The 24,968-nt window shown below is 71.6% G+C and carries 25 protein-coding genes; 15 read left to right on the forward strand and 10 right to left on the reverse strand.

Annotated elements, in window-relative coordinates; translation table 11 throughout:
• Positions 1-1,080, reverse strand: a complete 1,080-nt coding sequence (locus tag SGFS_RS46430) for a hypothetical protein (RefSeq protein WP_286258643.1) — start codon at positions 1,078-1,080, stop codon at positions 1-3.
• A 353-nt stretch (positions 1,081-1,433) separates the two neighbouring features.
• On the opposite strand from SGFS_RS46430, the gene SGFS_RS46435 reads away from it, so the two are divergent.
• The 3 genes from SGFS_RS46435 to SGFS_RS46445 all read left to right on the forward strand — a co-directional run bounded on the left by SGFS_RS46435 (position 1,434) and on the right by SGFS_RS46445 (position 4,397).
• Complete coding sequence (locus tag SGFS_RS46435) at positions 1,434-1,880, forward strand: DUF4442 domain-containing protein (RefSeq protein WP_286260389.1); 447 nt, start codon at positions 1,434-1,436, stop codon at positions 1,878-1,880.
• Positions 1,881-2,060: 180 nt separating this feature from the next.
• Positions 2,061-3,665: a carboxylesterase/lipase family protein gene (locus SGFS_RS46440; protein ID WP_286258645.1), complete on the forward strand. Its 1,605-nt coding sequence runs from the start codon at positions 2,061-2,063 to the stop codon at positions 3,663-3,665.
• An 81-nt stretch (positions 3,666-3,746) separates the two neighbouring features.
• A complete protein-coding gene (locus SGFS_RS46445) occupies positions 3,747-4,397 on the forward strand; it encodes a DedA family protein (RefSeq protein ID WP_286258646.1) in 651 nt (216 codons plus the stop codon).
• An 88-nt stretch (positions 4,398-4,485) separates the two neighbouring features.
• On the opposite strand, the gene SGFS_RS46450 is transcribed toward SGFS_RS46445, so the two are convergent.
• Entirely contained in the window at positions 4,486-5,031 is a 546-nt protein-coding gene (locus SGFS_RS46450) for a gamma carbonic anhydrase family protein (protein ID WP_286258647.1), read from the reverse strand.
• A gap of 133 nt (positions 5,032-5,164) precedes the next feature.
• On the opposite strand from SGFS_RS46450, the gene SGFS_RS46455 reads away from it, so the two are divergent.
• Entirely contained in the window at positions 5,165-5,911 is a 747-nt protein-coding gene (locus SGFS_RS46455) for an acyltransferase (protein ID WP_286258648.1), read from the forward strand.
• 113 nt (positions 5,912-6,024) lie between these two features.
• Here the strand turns inward: SGFS_RS46455 and SGFS_RS46460 are convergent, their stop codons facing one another.
• Positions 6,025-6,882: an EamA family transporter gene (locus SGFS_RS46460; protein ID WP_286258649.1), complete on the reverse strand. Its 858-nt coding sequence runs from the start codon at positions 6,880-6,882 to the stop codon at positions 6,025-6,027.
• A gap of 93 nt (positions 6,883-6,975) precedes the next feature.
• Here SGFS_RS46460 and SGFS_RS46465 point away from each other — a divergent pair, with 93 nt between their 5' ends.
• Both SGFS_RS46465 and SGFS_RS46470 read left to right on the forward strand, forming a co-directional pair.
• A complete protein-coding gene (locus SGFS_RS46465) occupies positions 6,976-7,548 on the forward strand; it encodes a helix-turn-helix domain-containing protein (protein ID WP_286258651.1) in 573 nt (190 codons plus the stop codon).
• 67 nt (positions 7,549-7,615) lie between these two features.
• On the forward strand, positions 7,616-8,200 hold the full coding sequence (locus tag SGFS_RS46470) for a YbaK/EbsC family protein (protein WP_286258652.1): 585 nt from the start codon (positions 7,616-7,618) through the stop codon (positions 8,198-8,200).
• Between the two features lie 33 nt (positions 8,201-8,233).
• Here the strand turns inward: SGFS_RS46470 and SGFS_RS46475 are convergent, their stop codons facing one another.
• On the reverse strand, positions 8,234-9,355 hold the full coding sequence (locus SGFS_RS46475) for a cation diffusion facilitator family transporter (protein ID WP_286260391.1): 1,122 nt from the start codon (positions 9,353-9,355) through the stop codon (positions 8,234-8,236).
• A gap of 62 nt (positions 9,356-9,417) precedes the next feature.
• Here SGFS_RS46475 and SGFS_RS46480 point away from each other — a divergent pair, with 62 nt between their 5' ends.
• Positions 9,418-9,801, forward strand: a complete 384-nt coding sequence (locus tag SGFS_RS46480; RefSeq protein ID WP_286258653.1) for an ArsR/SmtB family transcription factor — start codon at positions 9,418-9,420, stop codon at positions 9,799-9,801.
• Positions 9,802-9,901: 100 nt separating this feature from the next.
• Here SGFS_RS46480 and SGFS_RS46485 read toward each other — a convergent pair whose 3' ends face one another.
• Positions 9,902-10,462: an NAD(P)H-dependent oxidoreductase gene (locus SGFS_RS46485; RefSeq protein ID WP_286258654.1), complete on the reverse strand. Its 561-nt coding sequence runs from the start codon at positions 10,460-10,462 to the stop codon at positions 9,902-9,904.
• Positions 10,463-10,624: 162 nt separating this feature from the next.
• On the opposite strand from SGFS_RS46485, the gene SGFS_RS46490 reads away from it, so the two are divergent.
• The 4 genes from SGFS_RS46490 to SGFS_RS46505 all read left to right on the forward strand — a co-directional run bounded on the left by SGFS_RS46490 (position 10,625) and on the right by SGFS_RS46505 (position 15,057).
• Positions 10,625-11,272 (forward strand): TetR/AcrR family transcriptional regulator, encoded by a 648-nt coding sequence (locus tag SGFS_RS46490; RefSeq protein ID WP_286258655.1) that lies wholly within the window; start codon positions 10,625-10,627, stop codon positions 11,270-11,272.
• Between the two features lie 86 nt (positions 11,273-11,358).
• Positions 11,359-12,279, forward strand: coding sequence for an AAA family ATPase (locus tag SGFS_RS46495; RefSeq protein ID WP_286258657.1), 921 nt, complete (start codon positions 11,359-11,361; stop codon positions 12,277-12,279).
• Positions 12,276-13,805 carry a VWA domain-containing protein gene (locus SGFS_RS46500; protein WP_286258659.1) on the forward strand — a complete coding sequence of 510 codons (1,530 nt, stop codon included), beginning with the start codon at positions 12,276-12,278 and terminating at the stop codon, positions 13,803-13,805. The genes SGFS_RS46495 and SGFS_RS46500 overlap by 4 nt, the downstream gene beginning before the upstream one ends.
• 325 nt (positions 13,806-14,130) lie before the next feature.
• Positions 14,131-15,057: a universal stress protein gene (locus tag SGFS_RS46505; RefSeq protein WP_286258660.1), complete on the forward strand. Its 927-nt coding sequence runs from the start codon at positions 14,131-14,133 to the stop codon at positions 15,055-15,057.
• Positions 15,058-15,087: 30 nt separating this feature from the next.
• Here the strand turns inward: SGFS_RS46505 and SGFS_RS46510 are convergent, their stop codons facing one another.
• The 5 genes from SGFS_RS46510 to SGFS_RS46530 form a co-directional block, all read right to left on the reverse strand.
• Entirely contained in the window at positions 15,088-17,514 is a 2,427-nt protein-coding gene (locus SGFS_RS46510) for a KGGVGR-motif variant AAA ATPase (RefSeq protein ID WP_286258662.1), read from the reverse strand.
• On the reverse strand, positions 17,495-18,760 hold the full coding sequence (locus SGFS_RS46515) for a TIR-like protein FxsC (RefSeq protein ID WP_286258663.1): 1,266 nt from the start codon (positions 18,758-18,760) through the stop codon (positions 17,495-17,497). Before SGFS_RS46515 ends, SGFS_RS46510 begins: the two co-directional genes overlap by 20 nt.
• 19 nt (positions 18,761-18,779) lie before the next feature.
• Positions 18,780-19,652: a macro domain-containing protein gene (locus SGFS_RS46520; protein ID WP_286258665.1), complete on the reverse strand. Its 873-nt coding sequence runs from the start codon at positions 19,650-19,652 to the stop codon at positions 18,780-18,782.
• Positions 19,653-19,657: 5 nt separating this feature from the next.
• Positions 19,658-20,458 carry a TIR domain-containing protein gene (locus SGFS_RS46525; RefSeq protein ID WP_286258667.1) on the reverse strand — a complete coding sequence of 267 codons (801 nt, stop codon included), beginning with the start codon at positions 20,456-20,458 and terminating at the stop codon, positions 19,658-19,660.
• A gap of 97 nt (positions 20,459-20,555) precedes the next feature.
• On the reverse strand, positions 20,556-20,963 hold the full coding sequence (locus SGFS_RS46530) for a CoA-binding protein (protein ID WP_286258669.1): 408 nt from the start codon (positions 20,961-20,963) through the stop codon (positions 20,556-20,558).
• 378 nt (positions 20,964-21,341) lie between these two features.
• Here SGFS_RS46530 and SGFS_RS46535 point away from each other — a divergent pair, with 378 nt between their 5' ends.
• From SGFS_RS46535 to SGFS_RS46550, 4 genes are all read left to right on the forward strand, one after another.
• Entirely contained in the window at positions 21,342-22,088 is a 747-nt protein-coding gene (locus SGFS_RS46535) for a hypothetical protein (protein ID WP_286258670.1), read from the forward strand.
• Complete coding sequence (locus SGFS_RS46540) at positions 22,085-22,630, forward strand: SixA phosphatase family protein (protein WP_286258671.1); 546 nt, start codon at positions 22,085-22,087, stop codon at positions 22,628-22,630. Before SGFS_RS46535 ends, SGFS_RS46540 begins: the two co-directional genes overlap by 4 nt.
• 44 nt (positions 22,631-22,674) lie before the next feature.
• Complete coding sequence (locus SGFS_RS46545) at positions 22,675-23,301, forward strand: YigZ family protein (protein ID WP_286258672.1); 627 nt, start codon at positions 22,675-22,677, stop codon at positions 23,299-23,301.
• A gap of 179 nt (positions 23,302-23,480) precedes the next feature.
• Entirely contained in the window at positions 23,481-24,770 is a 1,290-nt protein-coding gene (locus SGFS_RS46550; RefSeq protein ID WP_286258673.1) for a DNA/RNA non-specific endonuclease, read from the forward strand.
• Positions 24,771-24,968: the final 198 nt, after the last annotated feature.

The following is a 24,968-nucleotide window of genomic DNA, read 5'->3' on the forward strand; positions in this document are numbered from 1 at the left end:
TCAGCCGCCCGTCGGGGTGCCGTAGAGCCGTACCGTGCTGAGGATCTTGTCCACCGTCTCGTCCGGGACCTCCTCCTCGACGCCCTTGGCGCTGTGGAGGGTCCACGAGACGTAGTCGTCCTTGGAGTTCTTGAAGGCGAACGTGGTGGCCTTGCCGTCGGAGTCGCACTTGTCCTTCTTCTTGACCCCGCTCGTGTAGCTGGTCGCGACGCTGCCCTCGATGCCCGACGCGGTCGTGTACGGCTTGGGCTTGCCGACGGTCATCAGCTTCTTCGAGGCTTCCTTCTGGTCGGTGTAGCCGCCGAAGACCCACCACGCCGAGTCGTTACGGGCGATGAGATCGGTGTCCTTGGCGCCCTGCTGACCCTTGGTGCCGACCCGCGCGAGGGCCTTCGTCTCGTCGCGACCGTCCTTGTCGCTGTCGACGGAGCACCACTTCTCCTTGAGGATGGCGGGCGCCGACATGCCGATGATGGCCGAGGCGTCGTCCTTCGAGGCGTCCTCGAAACCGACGAAGGTGTCGGCGGACAGGACCTCCCAGTCGGCCGGGACGTCGAACGCGGTGCCCCACTTGGGGTTGATGACGACCTTCCAGCCCTCGACGGTCGGCTTCGCGCCCTCGTCCTCGTCGCTGCGGCTCTCCTCGGTCGCGGACTCGGACGGCGACTCGGACACCGAAGGCGCGGGCTTGTTGCTCACGTTCTTCTTCTCGTCGTCACCCCCGCCGAGCACCAGGAAACCGGTCACACCGGCGGTCACGACGACGGCCAGGGCCGCCACGATCGCGACCACCTTCGTCCGGTTGCCGCCACCCTTGACCGGCGGCTCCGGCGTACCTACGGGAGCGGGCGCGCCCCACTGTGGCTGCTGCTGCGCGTACGGGGCCGGGAAGCCCGTCGACTGGTACCCCGGCTGCTGATAGGGGTTCGGCTGCTGGTGACCGGGCTGCTGCCCGGCCTGCTGTTGCCCTGCCTGCTGGTACCCCGACGTGTCGTACCCCGGTTGCTGGTACGGGTTCTGCTGCGCGTTCTGCTGCGGATTGTGCTCGCCCCCGGGCGGCTGCTGCTGTCCTGGCCACATGGCTCGTAACCATAGATGCGCCGGGGGCCCGGGTGCCACGGGAGTCCGTGAAGGTTTGTGGCACTCGGGACGAACATCACCAAATGGCCCCAAGGTGGCGACCATTGACCCGAGTTGACCGGTGTGTCGAACGCGACGCCGATGTAGGGGGTTCCCGGCCACCTTTCGTCTGCGGCGAACCGGACTCGGTCCCGGCTCCGGCGTCGGGTCGCCCGTGGTGACGGTCGGCGCGTTCCACGGCTGCGCCGGCTGCTGGCGGACCGCATGGGCCGCAGCAATGCGACGATCACACGTGCGCCCCTGGTCAGGGATGTCTACTCGCGGGTAACATCCCGGTCATGAGCGCAGACCGGATGTCGATCGGCGAGATGCTCGCCGCCACGGTGCCGATGGCCAGGACCCTGAAGCTGGAGTTCCTGGAGACCTCGGCCGAGCGTGCCGTGGTGTCGCTGCCGGACCAGGCCCAGTACCACAACCACGTGGGCGGGCCGCACGCCGGAGCGATGTTCACGCTGGGCGAGTCGGCGAGCGGGGCCATCGTGCTGGCCGCCTTCGGCGACCAGTTCTCCCGTGCCGTGCCGCTCGCGGTCGGCGCCGAGATCGCGTACAAGAAGCTCGCGATGGGCGCCGTCACGGCCACCGCCACCCTCGGCCGCCCCGCAGCCGAGGTCGTCGCCGAACTCGACGCCGGCCGACGCCCCGAGTTCCCCGTCTCCGTCGCCATCCGGCGGGCCGACGGTGCGGTGACGGGCGAGATGACGATCCGCTGGACCCTCAGGCCGGTCGACCAGGGCGAGTGAGCGGTCGGGCGGAGTGACGCCGGGCCTCCGCGGCGACCGTGCCGTGCGCCACCCCCGCCCCTTCGGTTTCCGCCGGCAACGCCGACCTGTCCTGTTCACTTCATTGACACGAGTCAACACTGCTCATAGTTTCGCGCCGTACCCGTGTTGCGACGTGCCCGCACGAAGGAGTGACGGCTCATGTCAGAAACCGTGTTACGGCGTTCCGCCAATCGGCTCATCACCGGACTCACCACACTCACCACACTCACCGCCCTCGCGGCCGTTCTGGCCGCGCCCCTGCCGGCCCTTGCGGCGACCCGGGACGCGGCCCTCGTCCGCACGGACGCGGGCTGGATCCGCGGCCAAACCACCACCGAGGGACGCCAGTTCCTCGGCGTCCCCTATGCCCAGCCGCCCGTCGGAGACCTCCGCTGGACCGAGCCCCGGCCCGTCCGCCCCTGGCAGGGCGTCCGTGAGGCAGGCGACTTCGGCAACCGCTGTGTGCAGACGGCGAGTTGGGACCCCGGATACGAGCAGCCGAGCCTCACCGAGGACTGCCTCGACCTCAATGTGTACGTTCCCGACGGGGCGGGCCGCCGCCCGGTCATGGTCTGGCTGCACGGCGGCGGGCTCACCGCGGGCGCCGGCGAGGACGTGGTGCCGGACACCTTCGCCCGCCGCATCGGGGCGGTCGTCGTGACCGTCAACTACCGCTTGGGCGCCATGGGCTTCCTCGCCACGGCCGGACTCGACGACGAGCTCCGCGACGGCGTCTCCGGTAACTTCGGGATGCTCGACCAGCAGGCCGCGCTGCGCTGGGTACGGGCCAACATCGGCCGCTTCGGCGGCGACCCGGCCCGGGTCACCATCGCCGGCGAGTCCGCGGGCGGCCGCTCGGTCTGTACACAGCTGGCCTCACCGACGTCGAAGGGCCTGTTCCGCGCCGGGATCGTGCAGAGCGGGGCGTACGGCGACTGCGCGGCCCGTACCCACGGGACGGCCGTGGCGCAGGGCAGGGCCTTCATGGAGAAGCTCGGCTGCGCGGACACGGCGTGCCTGCGCGCCAAGCCCGCCGCCGAGATCCTCGCCGCCCAGGCCGGCCTGAGCTGGGGACCCGTGACCGGCGGCGCCTACCTGCCCGTACAGCCCTTCGAGGCGTTCGCGAAGGGCGCTGCGGCCCGCGTCCCCGTCCTCAACGGCGCCAACCAGGACGAGGGACGGCTCTTCGCGTTCGCCCGCTTCGACGCGAGCGGGACCCCGCTCACCGCCGAGCAGTACCCGGAGGTCGTACGGACGGACTTCGGCGAGCGCGCGCTGGCGCAGTACCCCCTGTCGACCCACTCGTCCCCGACCATCGCGTACGGCACCGCCCAGGGCGACCAGCTCTTCGCGTGCCCCGCGCTGCGCCTGGACCAGGTCCTCGCGCGGCGCGGTCAGGTCTACGCGTACGAGTTCGCCGACCGCACCGCGCCGCCCTTCGCCTCCCTCCGGAACCTGAACACCGACTTCGACTTCGGCGCGACCCACGTCAACGAGGTGCAGTACCTCTTCAAGCACTTCGGGCTGGAGGCCCCGCTCGACGCCGAGCAGCGGGCGCTGTCCCGGCAGATGATCGACTACTGGGGCTCCTTCGTCCGCGACGGCGTACCGCGGGCCGCGGGACAGCCCGCGATCCCGGCCGGGGCGGCGAAAGTGCTCTCTCTGCGGACGATCTCGGAGGGCGGCAACAGCCTGAGCACGACCGTTCGCGATGAGCACCGATGCAACCTCTGGGACTCCGCCGCCGTCGAACTGAACGGGTAGGCTTCCCCGGCGGGCGCCGCACATGCGCCGCGCGAGCGCACGCCGGGGGCTCACGGTTCGGCGACAAGGGAGGAATCGGCGTTGCACGTCCAGGAGTGGCTCGAAACAGTGCCCCCGCTCAGCGTCTATCTGCTGGTGGGCTTGGTCATCGGCCTGGAGAGCCTGGGCATCCCGCTGCCGGGCGAGATCATTCTGGTCTCCTCAGCTCTGCTCGCCTCCCAGCACGGTGAGATCAACCCGTTCATCCTCGGCGCCTGCGCCACCGCCGGCGCGATCATCGGCGACTCGATCGGCTACGCCATCGGCCGCAAGGGCGGACGCCCGCTGCTGGCCAAACTCGGCCGCAGATTCCCCAAGCACTTCGGTGAGAGCAATATCGCGGTCGCCGAGCGCTCCTTCGACCGCTGGGGCATGTGGGCCGTGTTCTTCGGCCGCTTCATCGCCCTGCTGCGCATCTTCGCGGGCCCCCTCGCAGGCGTCCTGCAGATGCCGTACTGGCGCTTCCTCGTCGCCAACGTCCTCGGCGGCATCCTCTGGGCGGGCGGCACCACCGCCGTCATCTACTACGTCGGAGTGGTCGCCGAGGCCTGGCTGAAGCGGTTCTCGTGGCTGGGCCTGGTGCTCGCGGTGCTCATCGGCCTCACGTCGATGCTGGTGATCAAGCGCAAGGCGAAGAAGGCGGCGGAGAAGGCGGAGGAAGCCGAGGGGGAACTGGTCACGGCGGCCGAGTAGGAGCGCGCCCCCTGAAGGGGCGCGGGGCTGTGTCGATGTGCGGCTCCGCGGCGTGGGCGCGACCGGCCGCCTCCGGTCCGTAGTCGTCCTAGAAGCCGTGCTCCTCCTGATGAGCCTTGGCCAACTCGGTGTAGTGCGTCCCGTTCAAGGTGACCCCCGCGCGCTCCTCGTCGGTCAAGGGCCTCTTCACCTTCGCCGGCACCCCGGCGACAAGCGAACCGGGCGGCACGCGCATCCCCTGCGGCACCAAGGCCTGCGCCGCCACAAGAGAACCCGCTCCGATCACCGCCCCGTTCAGCACCGTCGCCCCCATCCCGATCAGACAGTCGTCCTCGACGGTCGCCCCGTGCACGACCGCGTTGTGGCCGATCGAGACCCGCTCTCCGATGGAGATCGGGAAGCCGGGGTCGACGTGGAGCGTGCAGTTGTCCTGCACATTGCTCCCGGCCCCCACGACGATCGGCTCGAACTCGGCCCGCAGTACCGCCCCGTACCAGACGCTCGCCCCGGCGTGCAGCGTCACGTCGCCGATCACCGTGGATGTGGGGGAGACGAAGGCCGCCTCCTCCACGTCCGGCTCCTTGTCGCCGAACGCCGTGATCAGGGCCTGCCGCCCCGTCTGCCGCCGCCTCATTGCCGCCTCCTGGTGGTGACCGTGCCGGATCAGTTCTCACCCGCACCGTAAGCCATGGGCACGACCTTGCGTGGGGTGAAGATCACAGTCGTACGACGGGGTGCGGGTGCCGCCCGGTGAGTACGGTGAGCGGGTGCCCAAGAGCAAGAACACGTTCTCGTCCTGGCGGCGTCGCCTAGTGCAGCGGGCCGTTCATACGAGCTGGGCCTGGGTGCAGCGCACGGGATCGGTGACCGCCGAGAGCCCCGGACGCTTCCGCTTCGGCGCGATGGGAACAGGTACCAGACTTGCCTTTCCTCTCGGCACGGTCTTCGGGGAGCCCTGGATCCATCTGGGCTCCCACTGCATCATCGGCGAACAGGTCACTCTCACCGCCGGGCTGATGCCCGACCTCGACCTCGGCCCCGAGCCGATCCTGCGGATAGGCGACGGTGTCGTCCTCGGTCGCGGCAGCCATGTCATCGCCGACACGACGGTCACCATCGGCAGCGACTGCTACTTCGGGCCGTATGTGTATGTGACGTCCACCAACCACTCGTACGACGACCCCCACGAGCCCATCGGCAAGCAGTGGCCGCGGATGGAGCCGGTGTCGATCGGACCCGGCTGCTGGATCGGCACGGGTGCGGTGATCCTGCCGGGGGCGCGGGTCGGGCGGAACGTGGTGGTGGCGGCCGGAGCGGTCGTACGGGGGGCTGTGCCCGACCACTCCGTGGTGGCCGGGGCACCCGCGCGGGTCGTGCGGCAGTGGGATCCGGTCGAGGGGTGGCAGCCGCCGATCCGGACACCTGCGCCGGTGCCGATTCCCTCCGGGGTGACGCCGGAGCAGTTGCTGGCGTTGGCCGAGTGGGATGCGGAGTCGTCGGGGGAGTCCGCCTGAGAGCTCGGGTGGATGTGATGCGTCGGCGGCTGCGGGTTCGTCGTGGTTTGCTAGCGCAGTTCCCCGCGCCCCCTTGGGGCGCGGCCTTGGGTGCCGGGACCGAAATCGTCCCCTCAGCCCGTTGCCAGCAGCAGGGTTCCCGCCAGGGCCAGGCCTGCTCCCGCCGCCTGGACCGTGCGGAGGCGTTCGCCGAGCATGCCGCGCGCGGCGAGTGCCGTGATCACCGGGTAGAGCGAGGCGAGGACGGCGGCTACGGTGACCGGGCCGTGCTGGGCGGCCAGCGAGTAGGTGCCGTTGGCCGCCACGTCCGCGAGGCCGACGAAGGCGAAGGCGGGGAGGGAGCGGTACGGGAAGCCGTCCGCCGGGAGCGCCGGGGCGCCGCGCCGCACGGACACGTACAGGGCGGTGCCGCCTGCGACGACGTTCGTCACGCGCTGTACGAACAGGGCGAGGAACAGGCCGGTCAGCGTGGTCGATGCCTCCGCGATCAGCGCCATCACCGCACCGAAGCCGAATGCGGCGAGCAGCGTGAGCAGCACCGCCTGGCGCTGCACCGGTGCGCCCCCGAACTGCGGGCCGCCGGCCAGTACGACGCCGACGACGGCCACCAGGACACCGACGAGCTGCAGCAGTCCGGGACGCTCGCCGAGCATCAGCCCCACCCCGACGGGGACCGCCACTCCGAGTGAGCCGAGCGGTGAGACGACGCCCATCGGGCCCAGGGCGAGGGCCTTGTAGAAGGCGAGCATCGCGACCGGGCCGACCAGGCCGGCGGCCACGGCGAACCACAGCTGCGGCCCTGCCTCGTTCCAGCCGCCGGTCGCGACGACGATCGCGCCGAGGACGACGGCCGCGACGGACTGCGAGACGGCCACCACCGTGAGCGCGGGCGTCCGCCGCGTCAGCAGCCCGCCGCCGAAGTCGGCCAGGCCCCACAGCAGGCTGGTGGCCAGGGCGAACAGTGCGGTCATCGCGGGGCCTCGCAGTACAGTTCGGTGAACGAAGGGTGCACCACACCGTAGTTCATTGCATTGCACTATGTCATTCAGAATATTGGACGGAATGTGTCGGACCTCGACCTGCTGACCCAGTCCCTGGCGCGTAACGTCAAGCGTTGGCGCACCGAGCGCGGCTTCACCCTGGACGCGCTCGCGGCCCGCGCCGGAGTCAGTCGCGGCATGCTCATCCAGATCGAGCAGGCCCGCACCAACCCCAGTCTCGGCACGGTCGTCAAGATCGGTGACGCGCTCGGCATCAGCATCACCACCCTGCTCGACTACGAGCAGGGCCCGAAGGTCCGCATCGTCTCCGCCGAGCAGGCGGTACGGCTGTGGCACACGGCCGCCGGCAGCTACAACCGGCTGCTCGCGGGTGCCGAGGCCCCCGGTCCGCTGGAGATGTGGGACTGGCGGCTCATGCCGGGCGACAACAGCCCCGCAGACCCGCACCCGGCCGGCACGGTCGAGATCGTGCACGTCACGGCGGGCGAGCTGACGCTCACCGTCGACGGCGTGGAACACCGCGTCCCGGCGGGTTCGAGCGTCACCTTCGAGGCCAACACCCCGCATGTCTACGGCAATGACGGCGACGTACCGGTGGAGATGGTGATGGCCGTCTCGGTTCCGGCCGTGCAGTGAACCGGGCCGCCCGCGCGTGAACCGGACGTCGGCGCGGGCCTGTTCGGGGCCCTGTTAGCGTGCCGCCATGCGCGCACCCATCGGACACTTCGACCATGCCGCCCCCGCCCCCGACAGCCTGGGCGACCTCACCGCCCCGGTCGCCGCCGCCGTACGGAACTGGAGCGGCAGCGTCCCGGCCGACCGGATCGTGTATGTCGACACGGACCCGGAGTGGGCCGACACTGCCGTCTTCGTGCAGCATTACGGGCAGGAGTTGCTCGATCGGTCCGCGAACTGCGTGGTCGTCGCGGGCAAGCGCGGCGGCGAGACGACCCTGGCCGCGTGTGTCGTGCTGTCCACGACCCGGGTCGACGTGAACGGCGCGGTCCGCCGTCAACTCGGCGCCCGCAAGGCCTCGTTCGCCCCGATGGACGTCGCCACCGGGGAGACCGGTATGGAGTACGGCGGCATCACCCCGATCGGGCTGCCGGGGCGGTGGCCGGTGCTGGTGGACTCCGCCGTCGTCGACCTGCCGTACGTCCTGGTCGGCAGTGGCCGTCGGCGCGGCAAGCTTCTGGTGCCCGGCAAGGCGTTCGCGGAGCTGCCGGGGGCCGTGGTCCTTGAAGGGCTCGGGGTGGCCTCAGACGCCGCCGGTCGCCCGGTTCGGTAACCGCTTTGAGCGGTTACCGAACCGGGCGACCACTCAGACCGCCGTGTGATGGGCGAGGGCCAGATGCGGGTCGCTCTCGCCGGGGAGCGGGGCCGGGTCCGCGTGGACCAGGGCCGCGGTGAGCCTCGGGACGGCGTGCAGCAGGGCGTGTTCGGCGGCGACGGCGACGGCGTGGGCCTCGCGCACGCTCGCCTCGCCGTCGACGACCACCGCCACCTCGGCCCGCAGCCGGTGCCCGATCCAGCGCAGCCGCAGCTCGCCCACGTCCCGTACGCCCGGCACCTCGCGCAACGCCCGCTCCGCCCCGTCCACGAGCGCCGGGTCCACCGCGTCCATCACCCGCCGGAACACCTCGCGCGCGGCGTCGCGCAGCACCAGCGCGATGGCCGCCGTGATCGCAAGCCCGACCAGCGGGTCGGCGAGCTGCCAGCCGAGGGCCGCGCCACCCGCGCTCACCAGCACGGCGAGTGAGGTGTACCCGTCCGTACGCGCGTGGAGCCCGTCCGCCACCAGCGCGGCGGAGCCGATCGCGCGGCCCACGCGGATGCGGTAGCGGGCGACCCACTCGTTGCCGACGAAACCGACGACGGCGGCTACGGCGACGACGGGGACGTGGTCCATGGGGCGGGGGTCGATCAGCCGGTCGACCGCCGTCCAGCCCGCGAAGGCCGCCGACGCGGCGATGGTCAGCACGATCGCGATCCCGGCCAGATCCTCCGCCCGCCCGTAGCCGTAGGTGAAGGTGCGCGTCGCCGCCCGGCGCCCCAGTACGAAGGCGATGCCCAGCGGTACGGCCGTGAGCGCGTCGGCCGCGTTGTGGACGGTGTCGCCGAGCAGGGCGACCGACCCCGAGAGCACGACGACCATCGCCTGCGCCACGGCCGTCACCCCGAGCACGGCCAGAGAGACCCACAGCGCCCGCAAACCGCGCGCCGAGGACTCCAGAGCGGAGTCCAGCTTGTCGGCGGTCTCATGGGAGTGCGGGGTGAGGAGGTGGCGGAGACGGGCGAGGAGAGTGCGGGGACGAGGGTGGTCGTGGCCGTGCGGGTGACCGTGGCCATGGCCACCGCCGTGGTGGTGCTCGGGGTGGTGGCCGTGGTCGTGGCCGTGGCCGTCGGAGTGTGCGTGCTCGTGCCCGTGGTGCCGGTCGCTCACGGCGGTCCCCTTCCGGTGCGCGGGAGTGGACGTACGGGAGTCCACGACGCCATTATGTGCGTATGAGCGCACGCATGCACCTATCACCTGCGCATGATGCGCAGGCGCGAACCGAGGTCGACCCCCATCCGCGCACCCCTGACGAGGAGCAGTTCGAGCTCGCCGCCGAGCTGCTGGCGGTGCTCGGCGACCGCACCCGGCTGGTCCTGCTGCACGCGCTGGCCGGCGGGGACGCGGATGTCACCACGCTCACGGAGGTGTGCGGCGCGGCGCGTCCCGCGGTCAGCCAGCACCTCGCTCGGCTGCGGCTCGCGGGACTGGTGAACACGCGCAAGGACGGGCGCCGGGTGATCTACTCCCTGGGTGACGGCCATCTGCGCCGGGTCGTCGACGAGGCGCTGAGCCTGGCGGACCACCGGCTCACGGACCGGCCGCCGCACGACTGAGCACGCGAAAGGGCCGCCGGGACGGCTGAGTGGACAGAAAGAACCGCCGGGCCCCGGGGTGAGTGGAATCACCCGAGGCCCGGCGGCGTCGATGCGCGCCTTACGCGGCCGCGGTGCCCGCCTGGGCGGTCAGCTGCTCGAGGACCTGGGTCAGACCGGTGACGACCTCGGCGTCGTCGGCCGGGTGGGTCTCGGCGAAGCGGACGACGGAGCCCGGGATGGAGAGCTTGGCGTCCTCCAGGACCGTGCCACCGGCGATGCCGACGGCCTTGCGGGTCTCGTCCTGCGCCCACACACCGCCGAACTGGCCGAACGCGGTGCCGACCACGGCGGTCGGCTTGCCGGTGAAGGAGCCGGCGCCGTACGGGCGGGACAGCCAGTCGATGGCGTTCTTCAGGACGGCCGGGATGGTGCCGTTGTACTCGGGGGAGAAGAGCAGGAAGCCGTCGGCCTGACCGGCGGCCTCACGCAGGCGCGCGGCGGTGGCCGGCAGGGCGGCCTCGTTGTCGAGGTCCTCGTTGTAGAACGGGACATCGGCGAGGCCCTCGTACAGCTCGATCTCGACGCCCTCGGGGGCGTGCTTCACGGCCGCCTCGGCGAGCTGACGGTTGTGCGAACCGGCGCGAAGGCTGCCGACGAGCGCGAGGATGCGTACGGACATGAGCTGACTCCTAGCGAATGTACGAGCGGAAGCGAGTAGCCAAAAGACGGCAGCCGTAGCGGCTGGTCGAGCAAGTAGCTAAGCGGACCGAGGTCCGTTGAAATTTGTAGCACTTATCCGGACCGTGGTCCACTTGCCTCTCCGTGGCGTTACGCTCTTTTCATGAATGAGCCGCCTCGCGATCCCCTGGTCGGGCCGACCGACATCGCGCTGACCGTGGCCGTGGAGCAGCCCAGGCTGCGCGCGGACGCGGCCCGCAACCGCATACGTCTGCTGGAGGTCACCGCCCGCCTGGCCGACGAGCGCGGGGCGGCGAACGTCACGATGGAGGAGGTCGCGGCGGCCGCGGGCGTCGGCAAGGGTACGGTGTTCCGGCGCTTCGGCGACCGCACCGGCCTGCTGATGGCGCTGCTCGACCACCGCGAGCAGCAGCTCCAGGCCGCGTTCCTGTCGGGGCCGCCCCCGCTAGGCCCGGACGTGTCCGCGGTGGAGCGGCTGCGTGCCTTCGGGCCGGCCGTCATCCGCCACGAGATGGCCAACGGCGACCTCTACCTGGCCGCGCACGCCGACACCGATCGCCGCCTCACTTCCGGGGCGACTCTGCTGCGCCTGAGTCATGTCTGCATGCTCCTGCGTCGAGCGAAGGCCCCCGGTGACATCGAGCTCGTGGCCCAGACCCTCCTGGGCTACCTCGACACCAACCTCGTGCATCATCTGCGGACCCGGCGCGGTATGCCGGTCGAGCGGCTGGAGGCGGGTTGGTGCGAGCTCGTGGCGCGGCTCGCGCCGACGGGAGAGGGGGGCGTGTGAGGAAGCGCGCGCCAAAGGGAGAGGCAGGGAAAGCGACCGCTTGGTAACTTGGGTGAAATTCACCGTACCGGGCGAGAGGCGATCGCATGGCCGACAAACGTGGGCAGGGCAGTGACCGGCCGGACGGCGGTCGGGCGGGAGGCGCCCGAAGCGGTTTCTTCGCCTCAGTGGACGACGTCTCGGCGCGGCTCGCCGAGGTGGGCTACCTGGCGTCGACGGCCGTGGCCACCACCGTCTTCCTCGCCGACCGGCTCGGCAAGCCCCTGCTGGTGGAGGGCCCGGCGGGCGTCGGCAAGACCGAGCTGGCCAAGGCCGTCGCCCGGGTCGGCGCCGCACGCCTCGTCAGACTCCAGTGCTACGAGGGCATCGACGAGTCCCGCGCCCTCTACGAGTGGAACCACGCCAAGCAGTTGCTGCGCATCACCGCCGGCCGGGACGAGGCCTGGGACGAGACGCGCAATGACATCTTCGGCGAGGAGTTCCTGCTCACCCGGCCGCTGCTCACCGCGATCCGGGGCGACGAACCGACCGTGCTCCTCATCGACGAGACCGACAAGGCGGACGTCGAGGTCGAGGGGCTCCTTCTGGAGGTACTGAGCGACTTCCAGGTCACGGTTCCCGAACTCGGCACGATCACCGCCACGCAGCGCCCCTTCACCCTCCTCACCTCCAACGCCACCCGGGAGCTGTCCGAGGCCCTGCGCCGCCGCTGCCTCTTCCTCCATCTCGACTTCCCCGACGCCGAGTTGGAGCAGCGGATCGTCCGGCTGAAGGTGCCCGGTCTGGACACCGTGCTCGCCGACTCCCTGGTCCGCGTGGTCGGCGCGCTGCGTGCGATGGAGCTGCGCAAGGCGCCCTCGGTGGCCGAGACCATCGACTGGGCCCGCACCCTGCTGGCCCTCGGTGCCGACACGCTGGACGAGACCGTCGTCCGCGACAGCCTGGGCGTCGTCCTCAAGCACCAGGACGACATAGCGAAGGCCGCGCAGAAGCTGACGCTGGTATGAGCGGGGGTGCGGACACCGGTGCGGGCGCGGGCGCGAGCACCGCGTCGGGTTCGCCGTTGGCCGAGCGGCTCACCGGGCTCGTACGGGCGCTGCGCGGTCACGGGATCCGGATCGGCCCCGGCGAGACCGTGGACGCGGCGGCCGTCCTGGAAGTACTCGGCCTCACCGACCGCGAGCGGATCCGTGAGGGTCTGGCCGCGGCGCTGCTGCGTGCCGACGGCCAGCGCGCGGTGTTCGACGCGACCTTCGAGCTGTACTTCCCGCTCGGCGTGGGCGAGTTGGCGGGCACGCGCGCCGGCCGGGCCCGCGACCGGGACGAGCTGCGCGACCGTCTCGCCGAGGCGCTGGCCGCCAACGACCTGGCCGCCCTCACCCGGCTCGCCGGCGAGGCCGTGGACCTGCTGGGCGGCTACGGCTCGCCCGGCTCGGACGGCTGGTCCGCCCACCAGACCCTGGACCGGCTCCGCCCCCAGACCCTGCTGGCCCGGATCCTGGCCGAGCAGCGGGCCGGGGGTGCTTTCGGCGCAGGTCAGGGGGCGGGGGCTGGGGCGGGGGCGGGTATGGGGCCCGGCTCGGCCTCGGTGTTCCGCTCGGGGCCGTCGTACGGCTCCGGCTTCGGCTCGGGCTCGGACTCGGGCTCCGGAGGCTTCACCGACCGTCTCGACGCCGATGAGATCCGGCGCCGTATCGAGGACTTCCGCGACAGGGTGCGTACGGAGGCCCGGCGGCGCGTCGCCGAGCGCCGTGGCGCGGACTTCATCGCCCGGAGAGGTGTCGCCCCGAGCGCCGACCAGGTCGACTTCCTCGTCGCGAACCGTGAGCAGCTCGTCGAACTACGCCGTACCGTCCAGCCGTTGGCCCGCAAGCTCGCCACCCGCCTGGGCACCCGGCGCCGCAAGGCCGCGCGCGGGCAGATCGACATCCGGCGCACCCTGCGGCGCTCGCTGTCCACCGGAGGCGTGCCGCTGCGCCCCGCCTATCGGCGTCACCGCCCGGCCCGGCCGGAGCTCGTGCTGCTGTGCGACGTGTCCGGGTCGGTCGCCGGGTTCGCGAACTTCACGATGCTGCTGGTGCAGGCGCTGCGCGACCAGTTCAGCAAGGTGCGGGTCTACGCCTTCGTCAACCGCGTGGACGAGGTCACCCACCTCGTCACCACCGGCGAGGCCGACCCCGCCGGACTCGGGCGCCGGATCGCCGAGGAGGCCAGGCTCAGCGGCTGGCACGGCAGCAGCGACTACGGCACCGCGCTGGGCGAGTTCGCCGAGCGCCACCTCGACGCGGTGGGCCCCCGTACCTCCGTCATCGTCCTCGGGGACGCCCGCACCAACGGCTTCGACCCCAACGTGCCTGCCCTGCGGCGCATCGCGGCCCGCGCCCGCCGCGTCCACTGGCTCAACCCCGAGGCGCCCGCCCAATGGGGCACGGGCGACTCCGCGGCCCAGGTCTATGCCGAGGTCGTCGACATGCACGCCTGCCGCAACGCCCGGCGCCTCGGCGAGCTGGTGACCAGGCTGCTGCCGGTGTGACCGCCGATCGGAGCCGGGAGAGCCGGTTCCGGCCCCGCACTGCTGGTGGAGACCCCGCACTGCTGGTGGAGACCCCGCACCGCTGGTGGGGACCCCGTACCGGCCCGCCGCCCGCCGCCCGCCATCCGCTGCCGCGCCGCCGACCCGCGCCGCACGGGCCTCGGCACCGACTGGGCCACCCTCCGGTGGGAGGCCCGACGCGCTGCCCGCCGACAAGCTGGTCGGCGCCGCCGACCCTCCTCACCATGCCCGCCCATGCGTGGCCGCGCCGATCCGGGTGACCCGTGAGGGCGTGACCGTACCCCGACCTCAGGAGGTGCGCCCCATGCCCCGCACCGTCACCGTGGGCGTCGACGCGTCGCGCGAGAGCCTGGCCGCCGCCGAGTGGGCCGCCCGGGAGGCGCGGCTGCGCCGACTGCCCCTGCGTCTGGTCAACGTCTGGGAACCGGTCCCCGAGCCCATGGGAGGGGCCCCGACGCCGGCCACCGAGACCCCGCCGGACGGGCCGGAACCCGGCGGGACGGCCCCCGGGAAGACGCTGCGGGAGGCGGCCGACGGCATTCGGCTGCGCCACCCGGGCCTCGACGTGACCATGCAGCAGCTGACGGGCCGGGCGAGCGAGGAACTCGCGAAGCTGGCCCGGGACGCCGAACTGCTGGCCCTGGGCTCACGCGGCCTGAGCGGGATCGCCGGTTTCCTCGTCGGTTCCGTCGGCCAGGCCGTCGTCGCACACGCCGAGCGGCCCGTCGTCCTCGTACGGGCCGGGGAACGGACCGCCGAGGAGCATGTGGCCGACCCGTCCGGGACCTCGCCCGGCGCGAGCGCGTTCCGACCCGTCGTCCTCGGCCTCGACATCGAGCACCCCGACGACACACTGATCGGGTTCGCCTTCGAGGCCGCCGCCCTGCGCGCGACATCCCTGCGGGTCGTGCACGACTGGGCCCCGCCGCCCTACTTCGCGTACGACCTTCCGGACGACCCCGACCTCGCCACCGAAGTCGCCCACCAGGACGGCGCCGCGCTGACCCACGCGCTGCGCCCCTGGAGACAGCGGTCGCCGTCCGTCGAGATCGTCCAGGACTCCCGGCCAGGCAAGGCCGCCGACCACCTCGTGGACGCCTCCCACGAGGCCTCCCTGGTCGTCGTCGGCCGCCGGGTCCGCCGTTCCCGGCTCGGCACCCACATCGGCCCCGTCACCCACGCCGTACTGCACCACGCCGCCGCGCCCGTCGCCGTCGTCGCCCACGAATGACGACACGTCACGACCCGCGCCGTGCCCGGGTCACCAGGCGGCCGCCGCGTCGAGGATGCCGTGCAGATCCCGGAGCGCGGACTGGCGCTCGTCCGGGGCGAGGTCGCCCAGGACCGTGCGCTGGACCAGGTGGTGGACGCGGAGGGTGTTCTCCAGCCGGTCGGTCTCCGCCAGGCGGAAGCGCTCCAGGTCCGCGACGAGCGCGTCCAGCTGCGACCGGTCCCGAAGCGTCGGGTCGTAGGCGCGCAGGGCCGTCAGCAGCACGTCGCTGCGCAGGACGTTCAGCGACAGCCGCGAGGGCCAGAAGCAGCAGCACAGCCTGAGGAGGCGGTGCGCGGCCGGTGATCTCTTCCGCAGGGCCGCCTCCACCAGCCGCGTCAGCGTCTCGGCCGCGCCGGTGCCGGGGCCGCCGACGTCCGCGCCCTGGCCGTTCAGCCCCAGCTCCGCCGGCAACGCGTCCGTCGCCCGGTCCGTCTCGGCGAGCCAGGCGCCGGCCTGGTCGAGAGCGAGCGGGGGCAGTTCGCCGAGCGCGGTGGCGAGGTCGCCCGCCGCGACCGGGCCCAGCTTCGGTACCCGTCTGAGCAGGAGATCCGCGCTCTCCAGCTCACCCAGCTCCTTGAGCAGCAGCGCGTGCGCGTGCTCCTCCCAGGCCGGGTCGCGCGTGGTGATCAGCACCCGGCCCGCCCCGGACGGCAGAAGCCCGGCGAGTCGGTCCGCCTCGGTGGCGTCGTCGTACACCAGAAGCCACCTGCTGTACGGCGAGCCCGCGTCCAGGGCGGCGAGCGCCTGATGGGCCGTCCCCTCCAGGGAGTCCTCCGGGGGAAGGCCGAGGCAACGCCCGAGCAGGGCCAGCGAGCGGGCGGCCAGATACCGCGTCGCGGCCGGCACCCACCACACCAGGTCGTAGTCGGCGCGGAACCGGTGCACATACTCCACGGCCAGCTGCCTTCGGCCCATGCCCATCCGCGTCGACCGCACCGCCACCCAGCGACTGACCCCCAGGGCGTCGTGCACCGCGTCGAGCTGGCGGTCACGGCCGACGAACCCGGGGTTGCGCGGCGGAGCCTGGAACACGGCCGGGAAGCCGTTCGGGAAGCTCGGCCCCTGACCGGCCGGACGGACCGGGCCGCGTCCGCCGACCGCGTCCAGCACGGCCTGCCGCGCCCGCTCCGCGTCGAGCGCGGCCAGGTCGACCGGGGTGTGGTCGGCGAACGGCGGGGTCAGCACGGCCTCGTCGTCGATCCGCAGCAGCACCGGCGGCTGCTCGGTGTCCCCCGACGGCCAGTCCGCGCGGGCCCTCGGCGACCGCAGATACCCCGACGACAGCAGCATCACCGTACGAGCCGGAGCGCCGCCGTGCTGAGCCGGCCCGGACAGCGACGGCACGACCTGGAAACCGGCCCCCGTCAGCACCCAGCGCACCCAGTCGGCCCACATCCGGTCCTGCGGGATCGAGGACAGCGCGATCGGTGTCGCCTGCGAGGACAGCGGGCGCACGAACGCCCCCAGGTGGTACTCGCGCAGGCTCTCGTCCAGCGCGGGAAGGCGCGTCACCCGGCCCTCGGTGATCGCGGAGGTCAGCCGTTCGTACGCCGCCAGCAGGCTGTCCGGATCCCCGGGCGCGTCCTTGAAGGTGGCCAGCACCTCCTCGTGCTCGTACCCCGTGCGGTGCGGGATGCGGTTGGCCTCCCAGTACGCGTGAACGGCTTCGGCCGACATGTCGTGCGGTATGTCCGCGAACCGGGCCCTGGCGAGCGCGTTGCCCGCCGCGAACGCCGTGACCTCCTGCGCGTTGACCCGCATCGGCACGGGCAGGATGCGGATGCCCCGGGCGGGCGCGTTGCCCGCCACGTACTGGGCCGTCCGGGCGGCGCCGTCGATGCTCTGGTCGTTCAGGGTGAAGCAGCTCACCAGGACGTCCGGCAGTTCGAGAATGCAGATGTCGACCGCGTCCCCCATGCCGGAACGGCTGTCGATCAGTACGTAGTCGTACTCGCGCCGCCAGCGCTCCCGCAGGGCGCCGAGGAACCGCGCGTCGAGGTCGTCCCAGCGGAACGACTTCAGAGTGGTGTGGTAGTCGCGGTCCTGCCGTCCGGCGGTGAGACAGTTCAGCCGGCCGGGGCTCGGGAACGCCCATTCGACGGACATGGCGTACTCGATGCCGGCGTGCCGCCGGTAGACCTCCTCGTCGGGCCGGCCGCGCCTGCGGGCCGCGTCCGCGAAGTCCGCGAAGTGGTCGATCAGCCCCGCCGTGGAACCGAGGGCGCTCTGCTGCAGAAACGGCTTGTAGTAGCGGGGCAGTCCGCCCGGGGTCTCCAGGTCCCAGTCCGAGGCGAGTACCCGGTAGCCGTTCGCGGCCAGGATCCAGGCGACGTTGGCCAGGGCCATGGTCCGGCCGACGCCGCCCTTGTACGAGTAGAAGGTGATGATCCTCCCCTCACGCCGACCGGTCACCATGCGCCTCCGGGGAGCTGAACGGGCCGTACAGCCGGGGCCTTGACGGCGGGGGGCCGGAGCCGAGCCGGGCGAACTCGGCGGAGGCCTGGTGCACCACCAGTGAGAAGACCTCACGGAAGGCCTCCGGTGTGCCGACGCCGCTCACCGACATCCGGGACGCGGACCGGCCGAGCCGGAGGAGCCGTGGCGTGACCTCCTCCAGGTCGGCGGGGTCGGGTGCCCCTTCCTTGCCGTTGTCGGGGTCGTGGCGGTTCCAGGGCACCATCACGGTGGTCCAGGGCGGCGCCACCGCGTCCACCTGCGAGAGCCGCTCGCGGCGTTGCGGGTCGCGCAGCGCCCAGGGGTCGATGAGCAGCAGCACCGGGCCGTCGCCGTAGTGGCCCACTTCGAGCATGGCCTCCGCCGCGTCGTCGAAGTCGCCCACGTCGGCCTTGAAGCCCTGCAGCCGGGCGAGGTCGGCGGCGATCGCGGTCAAGGGACGGGTGATGTCGGGGTGGTAGGGGTTCCAGTCGACCGCCAGCGGCCCGTAGGGGGCGGAACGACGTTGCCCCTGTTGCAGTTGTTCGAGCCGGGGTGCCACCGTGACGATCTTGAGGGTCGGTGCGTCGTCCCATGAGCCGAACGCGCTGGGCAGTGACTCGTACTCCTCGTAGAAGTCCCCGTCCGCCAGCTCGGTCTCCTTGGCCACCTTCACGATCTGCTTGGCCAGCCGGTACACGGCACGCTCGTACTCGTCCCGTAGATAACGCAGCTTGGTCAGCCCGTAGAAGCCCTCGTCCGCGTAGTTCTGGCCGAACGTGGCGTGGTTGAACTGCAGGTCCCTCGCCACCGGTGGCATCTGGGCCGGTTCCACGGGCACCCACAGGGCGGGCACGATCGAGGTCTCCCACGAGGAGCCGGCCCGCGTCCGGCTGTCGGCCTGCCGCTGGGAGAAGACCCACCACTCCCGGCCGCACTGCTGGCTGATGAAGTAGCGCGGCGAGTACAGCGGCACGAACACCCGGCAGCGGGCGAGGTTCTCCGACAGCTCGGCGGTCCAGCTGGCACCGACCGTCATGCCCTGGTCCAGAAATCCCGCCTTGACCCCCGGCGGCAGATCGGTCAGCTGCATGATGTGCTCGCACAGGCCGTCGTACAGCTTCTTCACCCACAGATTGGGGTCGAGGTCCTGCGCGCTGTTCTTCGGGGTGTGCGCATAGCTCAGAAAGAAGTACGGACCCGGACGGCCCGATCGTGTCTTTTCCATCCGCTTTCGCTTCCTCCGCTCACAACGACCGCAAGAAGACCCCGAGTTCGACCATGTCGATACGGTGGTAATCCCGAGGATGCACCACTACGGTCAACGATCCGCATACCCCCTGCGCACGGGAGTGCGCCACGAACGACAGCAGGATCATCTTCAGCAGACTCGCGTGGTCCATGTTGTTGATGCGGGCCAGATCCGAGCCGGTGATGGGCATGGCGACCTCGTCCCGGTGGCCGTGACGGCGGATCGCGTCCCAGAGGTCGGCGAGGCTGTTCCAGAGCTGTTCCGTGCCACAGCTGACCACGAGGTCGTTGTTCATGCGCCCGTAGGCCGTGCAGAAGTACTTCCGCCCCGAGTCGTCGATGACGGCGACCGTGCCGATCGGGTACCGGTCCAGCTTCCCGACCCGTTTCGCCGTACGTGTCTCCGTGCCGACCGGGGACACGTCCGCGAGCGCCTCGCTCAGCCGGGCGTCGAGGACGGCGACGTCACCGGCGTACATGTGACGCAGGAACTGCCCTTGGACGCTACGGCGGTTGACGAGGGCCTCGTGGCGGGTGTCCGTGTCGAACGTGTCGCTGAACCCGACGACGAGGTGGCACGGGTAGGTGAACAGGTCGCCCACCTCGACGGTGACCGTGACGTCGGGGTGGGTGAAGTCGCGACTGATCCGGTTGCGGGGCAGCGAGACCAGCGTCGCGATGAGCACGGCCGACCCGGCGATGCCGACGAAGGCGGGCCAGCGGGGGATGTCGGTGTCCGGGAAGAACGTGAGGAACAGCTGGGCCGCGCCGGCCAGCAGACCGAACTGCACGGCGCAGTTGCGCCCCAGCAGGGCGAGGCCGTGCCTGGTGCCGATCAGCATCCGTAGGCGGCGGACGGGGCCGGCCACCTGGGTCAGCTCCCTTCCTCGGGCGTCTCCGCTTCCGCGTCGAGCCGGGTACGTCGATACCCCGGCGGCGGTGGCGCCGGGTCGGGGGCCGGGCCGGTGTGCCCGGGGTCCGCGAGGTCGGCGAACATCCCGTCGAACAGGACCCGGCCCTTGCGGAGATCGCTCGCCCGCTCGGAGCGCAGCGCGGACACGGCCTCCACCAGGGTGTCGAGGCGGTCCCCCTGCTGTTGCAGCTGCGACAGCATCCGGCTCTGGATCTCCTCGGCGGACGGCCGGGGCGGCGCCGAACTCCGCTCCTCCTCCTGCACATCGAGGGGGATCTGTTTCAGGCCCTCCTCCAACTCGGGCCAGAACATGTCGAACAGGCTGGCCAGGCGACTGCCGTCGGCCGGCGGGTCGCACAGTTCGTTGATGGACTTGACCATCTTCAGGACATCGTCCCGATGGTCCGCCCGGGTGGCCTGGAACTGCATGAGCGGTGTCCCCACCAGGTCCCCGACCGTCGCGCCGAGCAGCAGGAACGGGGCGAGCCGGTCCTTGCCGACCTCGCGGGACAGGGCACCGGACTCGTAGTTGATCCACGGCGCGTGCCGGTTGGCCGGGGTGACGCACACGATGCCGAACTGCGAACCCGCGAGATGGGCGGCGATCGTGTCGAGCCCCCGGACGCCCTTGGCGATGTCCTCGGACGAGACGAACGGCTCGATGAGGTGGTTGAAGATCGGCAGTTTCTCCCGCAGGAGCAGTGCGCATCGCCGGGACGGCTCACCGGACCAACTCACGAAAACTTTCAGCTTCTTGGGCATCGCGTTCCCCCCGTGCACCCCGTGCCACGCATGCTTCCGCTGTCGATCGTAGCCCGCTCACAGCTCTCCCGACGAGGCTGTGGACAGGGCGGACCGGTCAGCCCAGGCGCGGTATCTCGATCGCCGGGCAGCGGTCCATGACCATGTCGAGGCCGGCCGCGCGGGTCCGCTCGTACGCCTCCTCGTCGATCACTCCCAGCTGGAACCAGACCGCCTCGGCGCCGATCCGGGCGGCCTCGTCGGCGACCCGGCCCGCGAGGTCGCTGTTGACGAAGACGTCGACCACGTCCACCGGGAAAGGAATGTCGGACAGAGAGGCGTAGCCCTGTTCGCCGTGGACGGTCTCGGCCTTGGGGTGCACCGGGACGACACGCTTGCCGTAGCGCTGGAGGACCTCCGCGACGCCGTACGCCGCGCGCTGTCGGTTGGTGGACAGCCCGACGACGGCCCAGGTGTCGCCGAGCTCCGTCAGGATCTTCCGGACCGTGGCCTGGTCGCCGTACATGTGCCGTCTCCTCTGTGGGGCCGCCGGGTGAGCCGAGTGGTCGCGCCGCCGCGCCGACTCGCGTGACGAGGCTGCCTGCGGCAACAGTGACGAGCGGCCTGCCATTCCCGGGACCGGTTCGCTTACGGACGATGCGCCCGGTTCGCGTACGAACGATGCGCCCGGGTCCGGAACGGCGTTCTCGGCACCGACCACGTGCCGCAGGTCCGGAATGCCGCTCTGGGTGCCGACGACGCGCCGCAGGTCCGGAATGCCGCTCTGGGTGCCGACGACGCGCCGCAGGTCCGGAATGCCGCTCTGGGTGCCGACGACGCGCCGCAGGTCCGGAATACCGCTCTCCGTACTGCGCTCGGGCGTCCGCCCGCCTACGCTCGGCCCGTGCTGCGTATCACCGACGCCCGGACGGGCGAACCCGCCGAGCTCCGCAGGGCCCTGACCCGAGTCCACGCGCACGTGCGGCGGAGCGACACCTCCGCCCTGCGTGTGCTGCTGGTCGCCGACGTGCTCGCCCGCGTCCTGGAACTGGGCGGCATCCCCGTCCTCCCGGTCGCCGACCCGCCCGCCGGGCTCCGCGACCGCGCGAACGCCCTCGGCATCCGGCCGACCGAGGCCGCCGTGGCGGGCGGAGGGCAGGTGCTGCACGTGGTCGGCCCGGACGAGCCACCGCCCGGCGCGGAGGGCGCGACGGCCGACGGCATCCGGGTCGAGGTGGCCCGCGCGAGCGGCCCCACGGAGGTGGAGGCGGAGCCGGGCGGGCCGGGCAGCCCCGGCGCATCCTCTGCATCCAGCGCCTCGGCCCTCCGCCTCGCCCTCCTCTCCCGCGCCCGGCACACACCCGCCGACCTGGACGACACCGACCTGGCCGGGGCCGGGCGGACGCTCGACCGGTGGCGCGGGACCGTCGCCGCCTGGGCGACCCGACCCTCCAGGCCCGTCCCCGAGCACGTACGGCAGGCCCTGCGTGCGGCCTGGGAGAACGATCTGGACGTGCCCGCCGTGCTGGACGTCCTACGGGAGGTGGAAGTGGCGGACGACCTGCCGGACGGAGCCCGCTTCGAGACGTACGCCTATGCGGACCGGCTGCTCGGGCTCGAACTGACGCGGGACATCGGAGCGCCGGTATGACGGCGGGAGCGGGCGCGGGCCCGCTGCGCAGGCTCGTCGTGCTGCGGCATGCCAAGTCCGCCTGGCCGGCGGGTGTCCCCGACCACGAGCGGCCCCTCGGGCCGCGCGGCCGCCGCGACGCCCCCGCCGCCGGGCGCGCCCTCGCCGAGCTGGACTGCCTGCCGGACCTGGCCCTGTGCTCCACCGCCGTGCGGGCCCGCGAGACCTGGGAGCTGGCCTCCGCGCAGTGGGGGACCCCACCGCCCGTACGGTATGACGCACGGCTGTACGGGGCCGACGTACCGGAGCTGCTCGACGTGGTGCGGGAGGCCCCCGATCAGGCGCGGACGCTGCTGCTGGTCGGGCACAACCCCGGCCTGGAGGAGCTGGTGCTCGACGTGGCCGGGGACGGCCTCGACGATGCGCTGGAGGCCGTACGCACCAAGTTCCCCACCTCGGCTATCGCGATCCTCGCCTGGCACGGCAGCACCTGGGCGTCCCTCGCACCCGGCACGGCACTGCTCACGGGCATGTTCGTGCCGAGGGGCGGGAGACAGGACTGAGACACCCGGCCGGTGGTGCCGTCGGCTGCGCATAGGCTGGCCGGATGCAGGACGAGTACCGCACCGTCGCCCGCGCGGGTGTGCACGAGACCGAGGTCAACCGATCCCGGTTCCTGTGCGCGCTCGCACCGGCCGCCACCGAGCAGGAGGCCCAGGACTTCGTCGCGGCGATCCGCAAGGAGCACGCCGACGCCACGCACAACTGCTACGCGTACGTCATCGGCGCCGACGCCGCGATCCAGAAGGCGAGCGACGACGGGGAGCCCGGCGGCACCGCCGGCGTCCCCATGCTACAGATGCTGATGCGCCGGGACATGCGGTACGTCGTCGCCGTCGTCACCCGCTACTACGGCGGCGTCAAGCTGGGCGCGGGCGGACTCATCAGGGCGTACGGGGGTGCCGTGGGCGAGGCCCTGGACGAGCTCGGCAGCATCACGCGCCGACGCTTCCGCCTGGCCACGGTGACCGTCGACCACCAGCGCGCCGGCAAGGTTCAGAACGACCTGCGGGCCACCGGGCGCGAGGTGCGGGACGTGCGCTACGCGGAGGCGGTCACCATCGAGATCGGTCTGCCCGACACCGACGTGGCCAGCTTCCGGGCCTGGCTCGCGGATGTGACGGCCGGTACGGCGGGCTTCGAGCTGGGCGGGGAGGCGTACGGGGACGCCTGACGCCCCAGGGCCGACAGTGCTCTCCGATGCCGGTGCGGGAATACCGCCGTACGCTGGAAATGCACGAAGGAGCGGGAAAGCCGGGTCGTTCAATTCGGTTTCAACCACCGTTCGGTTCACTTCACTTCACTTCGGCACGACTTCCCACGCCTGAACTCCACGCGTGAAGGGAGTCCTCAATGGCTGTCACGAAGCGTGCGTCGGACGAACTGGTCGGCGAACTCAAGCAGTTCATTCGCACCCGGGGGTCCGGCTATCTCCAGGACCCGAATGTCTCCTCGATAGGGATCGGGTACAAGGAGAAGGACGGGAAGCGCGGCACGGAACTGGCCCTTCAGTTCACGGTGGACAGAAAGGTCCGGCCGGAGGGGCTGGAGAGTCTGAGGACCGTCGAGATCCCTGAGACGATCGACATCGGCGACGGGGTCAGGGTGCCGACCGATGTCGTCCAGCGCAGTTACCGGCCGTACTTCCTCGTGGTGGACGAGGAGGAGGGCGGCGAGGGCGAACCCGGCGACGCGCACGGCGAGGTGCTGCGGCCGTTCGTCAAGGCCGCCATCGACTACGGCCCCCCGGGCGGAGTGCGCGAGATCGAGTGCCTCGAGCTCGCGGCAACGGACGCCGAAGCGTCGGCGGCGGTCACCGGCTACGACCCGGACTTCCTCGCGGAAACCGTCGGCGTCCCGCGTCTCGATCCGTCGATCGAGGAGGACGCCGTCCGCCTCGACGGGTCCGAGGTGATCCCCTACACGCACTTCTCGCTGGCCCTGAGCACGTCGCGGCGATTCGCCCGCTGGGTGGCCTGGAACATAGACGGCGGCACGATCAAGAAACCCGCCCGGAAGGGGATCGGCTTCATCAAGGATCCGCGTCTGCCGGCCACCGCCCAGGTCGGCAACGAGCTGTACAAGGACGTGGGCAACAAGACGAACCGGCTCGACCGAGGCCATGTCGCCCGCCGCGCCGATCTGCTCTGGGGCCCGCTGGACGAGGCGAAGAGGGCCAACAAGGACTCGTTCTTCTACACCAACATCACCCCGCAGATGGACGACTTCAACCAGAGCGCGCGCCACGGCCTCTGGGGGCGGCTGGAAGACGCGGTCTACGAGGACGTCGAAGTCGACGACCTCAGGGTCAGTGTGTTCGGCGGACCGGTCTTCAACGAGGACGATCGTGTCTTCCGGGGCGTCGGAATACCGCGCGAGTTCTGGAAGGTGCTCGTCTTCACCGAGGGCGGCACACTCAAGTGCAAGGCGTTCCTGCTGACCCAGAGCCTGGTACTGCCCGAAGCGCTCGATCTCGATGAATTCCGGGTATTCCAGGTCACACTGGGCGAACTCCAGGAACGCACCCACCTCGGTTTCCCGACCGAGATGAACGAAGCGGACACCATGTCTGCTCGGGGGGCGCTGGAGGCCCTGGAAGCCCGGACCCCGCTGGAGCTTCAGTCGGACATCGACTGGAGCTAGGGCGTGTTCGAAAGTCCCGTCCTTTCGAAACACGCCCTAGGGGCCCAGGACGACAGGCCCCAGGACCCGTCCGGCCCCACGGTGGCAGACTGTGGGGCGTGACCCGCCACGGGCCCGCAGGCGTTAGCGTGGTCCGTGGCGATGGCGGCGAGGCCGTGTCGGTCGAGGCTCGTCCAAGGGCGTAGGTGGGGGAAACAT

This window comes from Streptomyces graminofaciens (assembly GCF_030294945.1).
In the GTDB taxonomy this organism is placed as follows: domain Bacteria; phylum Actinomycetota; class Actinomycetes; order Streptomycetales; family Streptomycetaceae; genus Streptomyces; species Streptomyces graminofaciens.